The organism is Bradyrhizobium sp. Kon58, assembly GCF_055807455.1.
Window position 1 is genome coordinate 60973 of sequence record NZ_JBVVOT010000003.1, and the last position, 13342, is coordinate 74314.

At 64.0% G+C, this 13342-nt stretch carries 10 protein-coding genes; 2 read left to right on the plus strand and 8 right to left on the minus strand.

All coding sequences use genetic code 11. The annotated features are described in order from the left end of the window. Window positions 1-11: 11 nt before the first annotated feature. Both AC0L20_RS06655 and AC0L20_RS06660 read right to left on the minus strand, forming a co-directional pair. Entirely contained in the window at window positions 12-1628 is a 1617-nt protein-coding gene (locus AC0L20_RS06655; RefSeq protein ID WP_473287900.1) for an MDR family MFS transporter, read from the minus strand. A gap of 115 nt (window positions 1629-1743) precedes the next feature. Continuing rightward, window positions 1744-2925, minus strand: coding sequence for an HlyD family secretion protein (locus tag AC0L20_RS06660; RefSeq protein WP_473287901.1), 1182 nt, complete (start codon window positions 2923-2925; stop codon window positions 1744-1746). Between the two features lie 274 nt (window positions 2926-3199). On the opposite strand from AC0L20_RS06660, the gene AC0L20_RS06665 reads away from it, so the two are divergent. Beyond that, entirely contained in the window at window positions 3200-4111 is a 912-nt protein-coding gene (locus tag AC0L20_RS06665) for a LysR family transcriptional regulator (protein ID WP_473287902.1), read from the plus strand. On the opposite strand, the gene iaaH is transcribed toward AC0L20_RS06665, so the two are convergent. Both iaaH and AC0L20_RS06675 read right to left on the minus strand, forming a co-directional pair. Beyond that, on the minus strand, window positions 4106-5530 hold the full coding sequence (iaaH, locus tag AC0L20_RS06670) for an indoleacetamide hydrolase (RefSeq protein ID WP_473287904.1): 1425 nt from the start codon (window positions 5528-5530) through the stop codon (window positions 4106-4108). The genes AC0L20_RS06665 and iaaH overlap by 6 nt on opposite strands. A 75-nt stretch (window positions 5531-5605) precedes the next feature. Next, window positions 5606-9055 carry an indolepyruvate ferredoxin oxidoreductase family protein gene (locus AC0L20_RS06675; protein WP_473287905.1) on the minus strand — a complete coding sequence of 1150 codons (3450 nt, stop codon included), beginning with the start codon at window positions 9053-9055 and terminating at the stop codon, window positions 5606-5608. Window positions 9056-9207: 152 nt separating this feature from the next. Here AC0L20_RS06675 and AC0L20_RS06680 point away from each other — a divergent pair, with 152 nt between their 5' ends. Further along, window positions 9208-9663: an Lrp/AsnC family transcriptional regulator gene (locus AC0L20_RS06680; protein WP_473287906.1), complete on the plus strand. Its 456-nt coding sequence runs from the start codon at window positions 9208-9210 to the stop codon at window positions 9661-9663. 127 nt (window positions 9664-9790) lie between these two features. On the opposite strand, the gene AC0L20_RS06685 is transcribed toward AC0L20_RS06680, so the two are convergent. The 4 genes from AC0L20_RS06685 to AC0L20_RS06700 all read right to left on the minus strand — a co-directional run bounded on the left by AC0L20_RS06685 (window position 9791) and on the right by AC0L20_RS06700 (window position 13311). Then, window positions 9791-10576 (minus strand): fumarylacetoacetate hydrolase family protein, encoded by a 786-nt coding sequence (locus tag AC0L20_RS06685; RefSeq protein ID WP_473287908.1) that lies wholly within the window; start codon window positions 10574-10576, stop codon window positions 9791-9793. A 15-nt stretch (window positions 10577-10591) separates the two neighbouring features. Beyond that, window positions 10592-11959, minus strand: a complete 1368-nt coding sequence (locus AC0L20_RS06690) for an LLM class flavin-dependent oxidoreductase (RefSeq protein ID WP_473287909.1) — start codon at window positions 11957-11959, stop codon at window positions 10592-10594. A gap of 51 nt (window positions 11960-12010) precedes the next feature. Continuing rightward, a complete protein-coding gene (locus AC0L20_RS06695) occupies window positions 12011-13063 on the minus strand; it encodes an Ldh family oxidoreductase (RefSeq protein WP_473287910.1) in 1053 nt (350 codons plus the stop codon). A gap of 71 nt (window positions 13064-13134) precedes the next feature. Continuing rightward, window positions 13135-13311: a hypothetical protein gene (locus tag AC0L20_RS06700; RefSeq protein WP_158091731.1), complete on the minus strand. Its 177-nt coding sequence runs from the start codon at window positions 13309-13311 to the stop codon at window positions 13135-13137. Window positions 13312-13342: the final 31 nt, after the last annotated feature.

Below are 13342 nucleotides of genomic sequence, written 5' to 3' on the forward strand. Positions count from 1 at the left end.
CTGGGTTGATCTCAGTGGGCGCCGCCGGCCGAGGCGTGGCCGGCCTTCTTCAGGAAGAGGGTGGCGATCAGCGCGACGATCAGTGCCACGCCGAGCAAATAGAAGGTGTCGCTGAAGGCGAGGATATAGGCCTGCTTCTGCACGATATGGCCGATCGCAACATAGGCGCGATGCGAGGCGTCCGCACGGTCGAGAATGCCGTGATTGACGAAGTATTGGGTGAGCTGGTCCAGCCGTGTTCGCGTCGCCTGCTCGAACAGCGAGACTGACTGCATCAGCACGTTGGAGTGATACTGCTCGCGCTTGGTCAGCAAGGTCTGTAACAACGCGATCCCGACGGCGCCGCCGAGATTGCGCATCATATTGAACAGGCCGGAGGCCGAGCCCGCGTTTTCCGGTTCGATGCCCGAGGTCGCCACCGCAGACAGCGGCGCCATCACCAGCGCCTGTCCGATCGCACGAACCACATTGGGCCAGAGCAATTGATCGGCGGCATAGTTCCCGGTCATGGTGATGTTCATGAAGTTGGAGGCCGCGAATAGGACGAAGCCGACGCCGATGATGAGCCGCGCATCGAGCTTCTGCATCAGCCGCGGCACCATGGGGATCAGCAGGAGCTGCGGCAGCCCGGTCCATGCCAGCACCATGCCGATCTGCTCGGCATTGTAGCCCTGGATGCGGGCCAGATATTGCGGCAGGATGAACACCGAGCCGTAGAGCGCGATTCCCAGCAGGAAATTCGCGAGCATGCCGAAGCCGAAATTGCGGCGGACCAGCAGGCGCAGGTTCAGGAGTGGCTTCTTCACGGTCAGCTCGATGATCAGGAAGGCGGTCAGCGCTACGGCCGCGATGACGGACAGCTTGACGATGAAGGGCGAGCCCAACCAGTCGTCCTTGTTGCCTTCCTCGAGCACGGTCTGCAGCGCCGACAGTCCGATCGCCATGGTGATGATGCCGGCCCAGTCGCCGTCGCGCAGCAACGACAGCTTCATGGGCTTTGCATCGAGGGCGTACCAGAGCATGCCGACCATGATCGCGCCGGGGACGACATTGACGTAGAAGATGTACTGCCAGCCAAAATTCTCGGTGAGATAGCCGCCGATGGTCGGGCCGATCGCGGGCGCGAACGTCGCCGACAGCGCGAACAGCGCAAGGCCCACGGGTTGCTTGGCGCGCGGCAAGAGCGTGATGATGAGTGTGAACGCCATCGGAATCAGCACGCCGCCGGTAAAGCCTTGCACCGCCCGCAGCACGATCATCTGCGGCAGGTCCTGCGCCAGCGCACAGGCGGCCGACAGGACCAGGAACAGGATCGCGTTAGTGAGGAGATAAATGCGGATCGAGAACACCTGCGCCAGCCAGCCCGAGAGCGGGATCACCACGATCTCCGCGATCAGATAGGAGGTCGAGATCCAGCCGCCGTCGTCGATGCCGGCGCCGATCGCGCCCTGGATGTCGGCGAGCGAGGCATTGACGATCTGGATGTTCAGCACCGCCATGAAGGCGCCGAGCGTCGCGCCGATCACGGCAATCCAGGTCTTGGGGGAAACCACCGGCGTGGCGATCGCGGCCGGAGCAGGAAGGCTGGTGGCGGAAGTGGCGTTCAGGGCGGGTTGGAGCGTGCTCATGAAAGGCCTCGTCTCGGATACGGAGACAGGATGCATCAGGCGGATGGTCTTGATAATCGAGGAAGCCTGGGAAGGATCATCCGGCAGGACTTGATAATGCTGCCGGAGCTGGCCCTCAGCCTCCGTCGGGTCGCGTCGCATTGCCGGCGAGGCGCTTGGCTGTCTCGCGCTCGGCCATGACGGCCTGTTTGGTGTCGATAGTCGGCGCCGCGGACATGCCGGGGCGCAGCAGCCCGGTCAGGCTGTGGTCGTCGAGCACGATCTTCACCGGCACCCGTTGCACGATCTTGGTGAAATTGCCGGTGGCGTTGTCGGGCGGCAGCAGTGCGAATTCAAGGCCGCTCGCCGGCGACAGGCTGTCGACATGGCCGCGCAGGGTCTGGTTACGGAAGCTATCGACGTGCAGCTCGACCGGCTGGCCGGCACGGACATGGGTGAGCTGCGTCTCCTTGAAATTCGCCACCACATAGACCGCATCGAGCGGCACCACCGCCATCAATTGCGTGCCGGCTTGCACGAACTGTCCCACGCGCAGTGAGCGGGCGCCGACCGTGCCGTCGACCGGCGCGGTAATCTCGGTGTAGGAGAGATTCAGGGTCGCTTGCTCCGCGACCGCGCGCGCGTGCTCGAGCTGGGCCGTGGCCTGCGCGCGCTGGGTGGTGAGCACGTCGATCTTGCGTTGCGCGGCCACGAGGCCCGACCTGGCATGTTGCAGTTGCGCGTTGCTGGCGCGCAACGCGGCGTCAGTCTGTTGTGCGCGCTGAATCGTGCCTGAGCCCGACTTCATCAGGTCGTCGTAGCGGGCGCGCTCCTCCTGCGCAAATTTCAGATTCGCGTCCGCAGCAGCGACATCGGCCGTGCTCTGCTCGATGATCGGCTGCTGGAGTTCGAGCTGGGCGTCGAGGTTGCGCACCGACGCTTCCGCCGCAGCGACATCGGCGCGGGCCTGGTCGAGCGCCGCCTTGAAGTCGCGGTCGTCGATCTTCGCCAGCAGCTGGCCCGCTTTGACCTTTTCGTTGTCGCTGACGAGCACCTTGGCGATGTAGCCCGAGACTTTTGGCGCAACGATCGTGGAGTCGGCCTTCACATAGGCGTCGTCGGTTGTCTCGAGATAACGGCCGTTGACCCAGTAGTCGTGTCCGTAATGGACAATCGCTGCTGTGCCCGCGAGGAACGCGAGGGCCAACGCCGCCCGCCGGACCATATTCCGGGTCGGACCACGCACCGGCACCGGCGGAGAAGCTTGCAGTCTCTCAGTCGCTTGCTGGAAGTTTTCGGTGCGGGGCATCTCGGACATAGCAGTCTCCTGTCGGGTGGCTGAGACTATCGGTCTTCTTCGCTCGATCGATAATCGGCGAAATACGGGAAGGATTATCCGCTGAGAGTGGATAGTCCGGGATTCCGCCTTCGCGTATGGTCTACCGAACCGGAGGTGCGACTGCCCCAGAGCGATTGCCGCCTCTGTCGAGGGATTGCGGCTAACCCATCCGCCATCCGCGCGCGAGCTGATCTGACGGATAATCGGACAGAATTCCTTGCGATTATCGACCAAGAGCGGATAATCAGTCGGCATGGACCGATTGACGAGCCTCGAAGTCTTTAGCCGGGTGGTCGAGACCGGCGGCTTCTCTGCAGCAGCCCGCAAGCTCAACATGTCGACCACCATGGTGAGCAATCACGTTCAGGCGCTGGAAGACCGGCTCGGGGTGAGGCTGCTTCAGCGCACCACGCGTAAGGTCAATCTCACCGAGATCGGCAAGGCCTACTACGACCGCTGCATCCAGATCCTCGCCGATATCGAACAGGCCGACGATATCGCGAGCGAATTGCAGTCGGTGCCGCGCGGCACGCTACGAATCCACGTCGCCACGCACATGGTGCCGTTCGTCGCGCCGGTGGTGGCGAAGCTCCTGTCGGCCTATCCAGAGCTCAAGATCGATCTGCGCATGGGCGAAGCCGACATCGACCTCATCGAAGAAGGCTATGACATTGCACTGCGCATGACCGCGCCGCCGGATTCGAGCCTGATCGTCCGCAGCCTCGCCACTTGGCGCCACGTGCTGTGCTGCTCGCACGATTATCTCGAAAGGCACGGTCGCGTGCAGAAGCTCGATGAGCTCACCACGCACAATTGCGGGCGCCATTTGAATTATCCGTTCGGCGACGATTGGCGCTTTTTCGATCGCAAGGGCGCGCCGGCATCGGTACGGATTTCCGGCAGCTTCGTCACCAACAGCGGTGAGGCCCTGCGGAAGGTGGCGCTGGAAGGCGCTGCCGTCTGCCTGATGGCGGGTTTTCTTGTTCGGGACGATCTCGAAGCCGGTCGGCTCGTTCGCCTGCTGCCCGAGTACCGGCCGGTCGAGATGTCGATGAACGCCGTCTATCCGCACCGGCATCATCTGTCGGCCAAGGTCAGGACCTTCATCGACATGCTCGTGCATCACAGCGCCGAGCAGCAGAAGCTGATCAATCCGTATTCATGACGGGCGCGGCGGCGGCAATCGCCCGAACACGGCGTCGAGCGCCATGCCGATCGCAAGCAGGCCGCGATCGCTGCCCGCGGGGCCGTCCAATTCAAGCCCGATCGGCAGTTTGCTCCGGGCGCCGAGCGCGATCGGCATCTGGATGCCGGGAATGCCGGCATTGCTGCCGGGATCGGTGTTCTGGATGAACAGGGCGAAATTCTCCAGGCTGCTGGAATCGGGAATGGAGGCAATGGCGACACGCGGCGTGGTCGGGAAGGCGATGGCATCGAGCCGGCTGTCGGCGAAGGTCCTGCTGTAGAGCGCCTGAAGCTTGGGGCGTGCGGTATTGATCGCGGCATCATAGACCGGCTTGGCGTCAACCAGCGTGCCATCAGGGGCGGGAAGTTTGCGCGGGATCACCAGGCCATCATAGGTGCCCTTGACGTCGGCGCTGGAGATGTCCTTTGCCAGCGCCTCGATGGAGAGGCCGGTGCCGGTATGTGCGAGATAGGCCACCATGTCGTCATAGGCCTCGTACAGTACGACTGGAAAGCTGACCTGGCCATTGAGTTCGGCCAGTTGCGGCATCTCGATCTCAACGATCGTGATGCCCTGCGTCTTCATTTTCGTGAGGGCTGCCTGGAATGCGGCGTCGGTGTCGGCGTCGAGATTGCTCAGCATCGTCTTTACAATGCCGATCCGCACCAGCCTCAGATCGGACGGCGCGATGGCATCGCCGCCCGTAATTACGCGGTCGAGCAGCGCGACATCCGCCATGGTCGCGGCCATGGGACCCGCGGTGTCGCGGGTGTGGGAGAGCGGTGCGATGCCGTCCTGCGGATAGCGGCCGATCGTCGGGCGTAGCGAGGCGCAGCCGTTCAGCGCAGCCGGCACGCGGACCGATCCGCCAGTGTCGGTGCCGAGCCCGCCTGCCACGATCCGCGCGCCAATCGCGGTACCGGTCCCGGAGGAGGAGCCGCCCGCGATCAGGGCGCGGTCATAGGCGTTGCGCACGCCGAACTCCGCGCCGGTCTTGAATGCGGTGTTGTAGCCGGAGATGCCGAAGGCGAGCTCGTGCATGCTGGTCTTGCCGATGATGACCGCGCCCGCCGCGCGCAGCTTTGCGACCACCGGCGCGTCGGCCCTCGGAACGTAATGTTGCAGCGCTGGCGTTCCCGCGCTGCACGGGAGCCCCGCGACCTCGATATTGTCCTTGATCACGATGGGAACGCCGCCGAGCGGCTTGTCCTTGTTGTCGTTCGCGTCGAATGCGGCCGCGGCCTTCAGGGCGCCGGCCTCGTCCAGGGTGACGAAGGCATTCAGATCGGCATTGGCCGTGGCGCGGACGAGAGCTTCCGTCGTGAGCGCGGTGCTCGTGATTTTTCCGGCGCGGAGGTCGGCCACAGCCTGGGTCAGGGTCAACTGGTCGAAATCCATGAGGTGTCACCCCGTTGCAGGAGCGCCATCAGGGCGCGCCTCGGCTCCAGAGGCTGAAGCCTCGCCGGCATCACGTCAACCGTGGGCACGCAAGTTTGCCTGCGATGCTGCGATCACATCGGCGAGAAGCCGTTCGACCGCCGGCTTCACCTTCGCGATCGCGGTATCTTTTACCGGCCCATAACCGCGGATCTCCATCGGAGCCTTGGCGATCGCGACGAGATCGGGCAGGCGCGCCGCATCAAGCTCGCCGAGCATACGTTCGATCACGTCCTCATACCAGGTGACCAGCTCTCGCTCCGTGCGGCGTTCGACGGTGTAGCCGAACGGATCGAATACTGTCCCGCGCAACCCTTTCAGTCGCGCGAGCGCGGCGAGCGGCAGCTGGATCCACTGGCCGAGGGCGCGCTTGCGCGGCCGGCCGCGGGCGTCGCGCTCGGACGGCAGGAAGGGCGGAGCGAGATGGTATTGGACGCTGAAGCCGTCCTCGAACTCGCGCTTGAGTTCGTCGAGGAAGCCGCTCTGCATGTGCAGGCGCGCCACCTCGTACTCGTCCTTGTAGGCCATCAGCTTGAACAGGGCGCGCGCAACTGCCTCGGTGAGCGCCTCGCTATTCAGGTTGGCTTCCGCATTGCGAACATTTGCAACGAGCGCTCGATAGCGCGCCGCATAGGCCTCGTTCTGATAGGCCGTGAGGAAGTCGACGCGGCGGTCGATCAGCTGGTCGAGCGTCTCTGCCTTGGGCGCTTCGTCCACCTTCGGCAAGAAGTCCGGATCGGCGGCCGCGATCCGGCCCCAGGCAAAGGCGTGCTTGTTGCTTTCGACCGCGACGCTGTTGAGCCCGATCGCGCGCAACAGCGCCGATAGCGAGACCGGCAGCAGCCCGTGCTGCCAGGCAAAGCCCAGCATGACGATGTTGGCATAGACGGCATCGCCGAGCAGTCGCTCGGCCAGCGCGTTGGCGTCGATGGTGTCGAGATTGCCGTCGCCGATCACCTGGCCGATCGCCCGCAGGCGGGCAGGTGAGGCGAGATCCGCGTCGCGGAACCGGACGACGTCGCCGGTCGGCATCTCTGCAGTGTTGACCGCGGCGCGCGTGCCTTTCCGATAGGTGCCGGACGCCTTTGGCGAGGAGCTGACGACGAGGTCGCAGCCGATCAGCGCATCGGCCGCGCCCTGATCGACCCGGACCTGATGCAACGCGTCGGGGGATGCAGCCAACCGGATGTAGCTCAGCACCGGCCCGAATTTTTGCGCAAAGCCGGTAAAATCCAGCACCGAGACGCCGTTTCGCTCGAGATGCGCCGCCATGCCGATCAGCGCGCCGACCGTGATCACGCCGGTGCCGCCGACGCCGGTGACGAGCAGATCATAGGGACGGTCGAGCGTTGCGGGCGCGGGCAGGGGAAGCGTGGCCGCGTGGCCGACCGGGTCGATCCGGCTCGCGCTCTTCTTCCGGCGCGTCGCGCCCTCAACGGTGACGAAGCTCGGGCAGAACCCGTTGAGGCAGGCGAAGTCCTTGTTGCAGGATGAGAGATTGATCCGACGCTTCCGGCCGAACGGCGTCTCCTTGGGCTCCACGCTGAGGCAGTTGGATTCAACCGAGCAGTCGCCGCAGCCCTCGCAGACGAGATCGTTGATATAGGCGAAGCGTTTGGGGTCGGCCATCTGTCCACGCTTGCGGCGGCGCCGCTTTTCGGTGGCGCAGGTCTGCTGATAGATCAGCACCGAGACCCCGACGATGTCGCGCAGCTCGCGTTGCACGGCGTCCATCTCCTCGCGGGGATGGATACTGACGCCGATCGGCAGGTCCGCCGGCGAAAACTGCGCTGGATCGTCCGACACCAGCGCGATGCGCGCAACGCCCTCGGCGCGGACGCTGTGCGCGATGGCGTGGACGCTGATCGGGCCGTCGACGGGTTGGCCGCCGGTCATGGCGACGGCATCGTTGAACAGGATCTTGTAGGTGATGTTGGCTTTGGCCGCGATCGCCTGCCGGATCGCCATCGAGCCCGAATGATAATAGGTGCCTTCACCGAGATTCTGGAAGACGTGCTTGTTGCCGGTGAAGCGTGACGAGGCGGCCCAGTTCACGCCTTCGCCGCCCATCTGGATCAGCGACGAGGTCTCGCGGTCCATCCAGCTCGCCATGAAATGGCAGCCGATGCCGGCTAGCGCCTTCGATCCCTCGGGCACCTTTGTCGATGTATTGTGCGGGCATCCCGAGCAGAAATAGGGCGTGCGCGTCGCACCGCTGACGTTGATCGTGCGCGCGGCCTCAGGCATCAAGCCGGCTGCGCGCGCGGCGAGATTGAGGGCCGGGAACATCGGATCGAGCCGGCGTGCGAGCACGTCAGCGAGCGCTCGTGGCGACAATTCGCCGATCCAGGAGATCAGCCGCGCGCCGGTTTCGTCGTGCTTTCCGACCATGCGCTCGGGTTTTTCGCCCGGATAATCGTAAAAATATTCCTTGAACTGGCTTTCGATGATGCCGCGCTTCTCCTCGACCACGAGGATCTCGCGCTTGCCCTTCACGAACGTCATCGCGTCATGCAGCGCCAGCGGCCAGACCATGCCGACCTTGTAGATGTCGATGCCGATGCTGCGGCAGGCTGCTTCGTCCAGGCCCATCAGCCGCAAGGCTTCCATTAGATCGAGATGCGCCTTGCCTGTGGTGACGATGCCGTAGGTGGCGCCCGGGATGTCGTAGATGTGACGGTCGATCGGATTGGCCTTTGCGAAGGCGTAGACCGCGTGCTTCTTCGCCTCCAGCCGCTCCTCGATCTGCGGGCCGGGCAGATCGGGCCAGCGATAGTGCAAGCCGCCGGGCGGCGGCGTGAAGTCCGGCGTGTGGAAGGCGCGGGACGGGCGCAGCGCGACGGAGGCGCCGGATTCCACGATCTCCGAGATCGCCTTGAAGCCGACCCACATGCCAGTGAAGCGGCTCAGCGCGTAGCCATATTCGCCGAATTCCAGATATTCGCTGACGCTTGCGGGGTGGAGCGTCGGCATGAACCAGCTCATGAAGGCGACGTCGGACTGGTGCGGCATCGAGGACGAGACGCAGCCATGGTCGTCGCCGGCGACCACCAGTACGCCGCCATGCGGCGAGGAGCCATAGGCATTGCCGTGTTTCAGCGCATCGCCGGAGCGATCGACGCCGGGGCCCTTGCCGTACCAGAGCCCGAACACACCATCGACCGCGCGGTCGGCCTGCGTCTCGACCTGTTGTGAGCCGAGCACCGCAGTCGCGGCAAGATCTTCGTTCACCGCGGGGAGGAATTCGATGCGGTCCCGCTTCAGTCGCTCCTGGATGCGCCACAGTTCGAGGTCGATGCCGCCGAGCGGCGAACCGCGATAGCCTGAGATGAAGCCCGCCGTGTTCAGCCCCGCGGCACGGTCGCGCCGCACTTGGTCGAGCGCAATGCGGACGATGGCCTGCGTGCCCGTGAGGAAGACGCGGCCCAATTCGCGATCGTAGCGGTCGGAAAGCTCGTAGGCGTCGAGTGACGAGATGGCGTCCATCCGGACCTCCCGCGGCATCCTTGCCGGATGGGAGAAGGGTAGGCCTGGGCGACTGGTAGGTGTTACCAATATTTCCTAGTTGCGGGTTCATTATGGTAGAACTGTCCGATATCTCTCACAAAGGGGTGAAATAATCCATTTTGGCGGTACCCATGATCGAAGACCAGGACGCGCGGATTCTCGCCTTCCTTCAGAAGGACGGCCGCGCCACCAACCAGCAGCTCGCCGACGCGGTTGGCATGTCGACGTCGGCGTGCTGGCGCCGGGTGCGCGCGCTGGAGGAGAGCGGTGCCATCCGGGGCTATGCCGCCCTGGTCGCGCGCGAGCAAGCCGGCTTTGCGATGTCCGCGATCCTCCACGTCTCGCTGGAACGGCACGACGCAAAATTCGTCGACGAGTTCGTCGCGCGGGTGACCACGCGGCGTGAGGTGCTGGAGTGCTTTGCGACCACGGGCGATGCCGATTACCATTTGCGCGTCGTCGTGCAGGACATGGCGGCCTACAACAGATTCCTCGACGACTTCATGTTCCGCATTCCCGGCATTCGCTATGTGAGAAGCAACGTGGTGCTGAAAGAGATCAAGACGGGCATCGCGCTGCCGTTTTGAGCTTGCGGCCTATGCAATCTGTCGCCTCACCCTGAGGAGGCCGCGTAGCGGCCGTCTCGAAGGGCGAGGCCACAACCGGGCCTTCATCCTTCGAGACGCTTGCTTCGCAAGCTCCTCAGGATGAGGATCACCGCTCCTCCCGCACGAACCTGTTCCGCAGCGTGCCGATGCCCGTGATGTCGATCTCCACGACGTCGCCGTGGGTGATATCAGGCGAGGCACCATCCGTTCCCATCCAGATCACGTCGCCGGGCCATAAGGTAAAGTATTTGGTCAGCTCGACCAGGAACGGCACCACGCCAAAGATCATGTCGTTGGTGTGGAAGCGGTTGGTCTCCTTGCCGTTGAGCCGGACGATCGTTTCCATCTTGTCGAGGTTGGCTTCGGTCTCGATCCACGGGCCCATCGGTTTGAACGTGTCGGCGTTCTTCGAGCGCCACAGGCTGCGGTCGGCCTTCTGCCAGCTGCGCTCGCTGACGTCGTTGCCGATGGTGTAGCCGAACACGCAATCCATCGCATTCTGTTTGGTCAGGTGCTTGACCTTCTTGCCGATGACGACGACGAGCTCGCCTTCGTAGTGAATCTTGTCCGTCGCGAAGGACGGGATCATGACCTCCTCGTCATGTGCGATCAGCGCATTCTGGGCGCGATAGCCGATCTCGGGTCTGTCCGGCACCGCTGGCACCTCGCCGCGCTTGTCGGCGGCCTCTTTCAGATGCTTCAGATAGTTCAAGCCGACGCAGTAGAAGGTGCGCGGAATCAGCGGCAGCTCGATTCTAACCTGCGACAGCGGATGCGTGCGCGAGGTGCGTTGCCATTCGCCGAAGGGATCGCCCTCGATCGCGATGACCTGGTCACCCTCGACGATTCCCCAGGACGTCTTGTCCGCGGCGGTGAATTTCAGCCAGCGCATGCCGTGTCTCCGTTGTTATTCCGCGGCATCGCGCGGCTGCAATTTCCAGTCGCCGGCAGCCGGCCGCTTGAGCCCGAGATTTTCCCGCAGCGTTTTGCCGCGATATTCCTTCTGGAACAATCCGCGCCGCTGCAATTCCGGGACGATATGCTGCACGAAATCGGCATAGGAGCCGGGCACATAAGTCGCGGCGATGACGAACCCGTCGCAGCCGCGCTCGACGAACATTTCTTCGAGCTTGTCCGCGATCTCCTTGGGGCCGCCAACCATCGCATCCTGGACCTGACCGCGGCCGGAGAAGGTGACAAAGTCGCGCGCGCTCGGATTGCTCTTGCCGGAGTTCTTGAGCACGCCGTCGCGGATGCCCAGAATGCCCTGCATGCTCTTCAACTCCTCAGTCGTCAGCGGCTCGTCGAGGTCCTTCGAGGCGAAGTCGTAGTTGAGCGCTTCGGCCAGCAGCGACAGCGCATCGATCTGCAGCGGCAGCTTGTTGATCAGCGCCATCTTGTCTTCGGCCTCGGCTTTGGTCGCGGCGCAAACCGGTGTCGTCAGGTTGCAGAGAAACATCGCCTCCGGATCGCGGCCGGCTTTCGCGGCCTCGTTACGCACGGACGCATAGCCTTCCTTGGCGGCGGCGAGATTGCGTGCAGCTGTGAAGATCACCTCGCCCCACCGTCCGGCAAAGCGCTGGCCGCGGCCGGACGCGCCGGCCTGAATGATCACGGGATGGCCCTGATCAGAGCGCGGCACGGTGAAGGGACCGCGCGACTTGTAGAATGGGCCCTTGTGATCGAGCCGCTTCACCTTGGCTGGATCGGCGAAGCGGCCGCTCGTCTTGTCCATGATGAGCGCGCCGTCTTCCCAAGTGTCCCAATGGCCGAGCACGATCTCCATGAATTCGTCGGCGCGGTCGTAGCGGGAATCATGTTCGGGATGAGAGTCGCGCCCCATGTTGTGTGCTTCGCCGTCATTGAGCGAGGTCACGACGTTCCACCCGGCGCGTCCGCCGGACATCAGGTCGAGCGTTGCGAAGCGGCGGGCTATGTCGAAGGGTTCGAAATAAGTCGTCGAGCCGGTCGCCCCCAACCCGAGCTTCTCCGTAACCATGCCCATCGTCGTCAGCACGATCAGCGGATCCATCTTCACGCAGCGGATGCCGTATTCGACGGTGTGGGCGTGATCGTTGCCGTAGCGGTCCGGCATCGCCAGCCGGTCGTCGAAGAAGGCCATGTGGAACTTGCCGGCTTCGAGGATTTTGGCGATCTCCTGATAATAGTCCGCCGACATCGAATCGTCGCGCGAGTCCGGATGTCGCCACGAGCTCGGCAAATTCGTGCAGTTCTGGGCTTGAAGGAAGCCGACCAGTACCATCTGCCGCGTCATGCTGCTGTTCTCCGAATTGCGTCAGGCCGAAATCCGTCAGGCCGAAATCCGTCAGGCTAGGTCGAGGACCGTATCGAGCCTGTACTCGCGCGCCAGCGCGCGCAGCTTTTCCCAGGTCGCATCCTCGATCTCGATGCCGTCGCGCAGGCGCTGCTGCTCGCGCACGCCCTCGATCTCACCGGGATAGAACACGCCCTTGCTGCCCTCGGAGGGCGGGGTCGATTTGAGATAGTGTGCGAACTCGGCGACTTCGCGCTTGAAGTCCCGCAGCGGGCGAAACGCAGCGACGTTGAACACGGCCATGAAGCAGCCGTCATTGTGCCGGCCCGTGGGCTCGACGCCGAAACCGAGGCCGGTGAGCAGGCCACACAGGACCTCGACCATGGCGGCGAGGCCGCTGCCCTTGTAGCCCTCGGTGCCGCCTAGCGGCAGCAGCGCGCCGCCCTTGCGATACTGGGCTGGATCGGTGGTGTGTCGTCCTTCGGCATCGATGATCCACCCCGACGGGATCTCCTCGCCGCGGGCGACCGCGAGCTGGATCTTGCCGGCCGCGACCGCAGAGGTCGCCATGTCCAGATAGAACGGCGCATCGAGGTCGGACGGCACCGCGATCGAGATCGGATTGGTGCCAAGCCGTGCCTCCTTGCCGCCGAACGGCGCCACGTGCTTCGGCGAGCGGCCGGAATCCGCCGTTGCGATCCCGATCATGCCTTCGCGCATCGCCATCAGCGGATAGGCGGCGAGGCGGCCGACATGGCTTTGCCGGAAGACGGTGCAGGCGGCGACATTCGCCGTCTTCGCTTTCTCGATCGTCAGCGCCATCGCCTTGGCGTTGACGTGGAAACCAAAACCCCACTGGCCGTCGATTACGGTCGTCGTCGGCGATTCCTGTACGATGGTCCATCTGGCGCCGGGCACGATGTGGCCGGCCTTGATCCGGTCGACATAGGTGGGAATGGCGATCACGCCGTGGGAATCGTGGCCGGCGAGATTGGCGTTGACGCAGCCGCTTGCGACCGTGCCGGCCTCTTCCTCGGAAGCCCCGGCGGCACGAAGCAGCGCGGCGCTGATGCGCGTGAGGCGGTCGGCCTGGACGATCGGCATGGCGTTTCCTCAGGTCTCGCCCTTCGGGCTCTGGTTCTTGAGGGCCATCGTCTCAAAGCACAGATGCGATATCAATCTCCCGTAAACCAATACAGGGCTGCAAATTCGCAGCGAGCAGGGCCGTCGGGCGAAGATTCGTCCCGCGCGGTGGCATTTTCGACAGATTGGCGCAGGTCGTTCGCAGCTCGTTCACTTTGATCGACGGTTTGCAGCGCGCAATAACGACCACTTAGGCGATCGCCGGTCATAACGTCATCCGGGAAAAAAAGGCAGAAATGC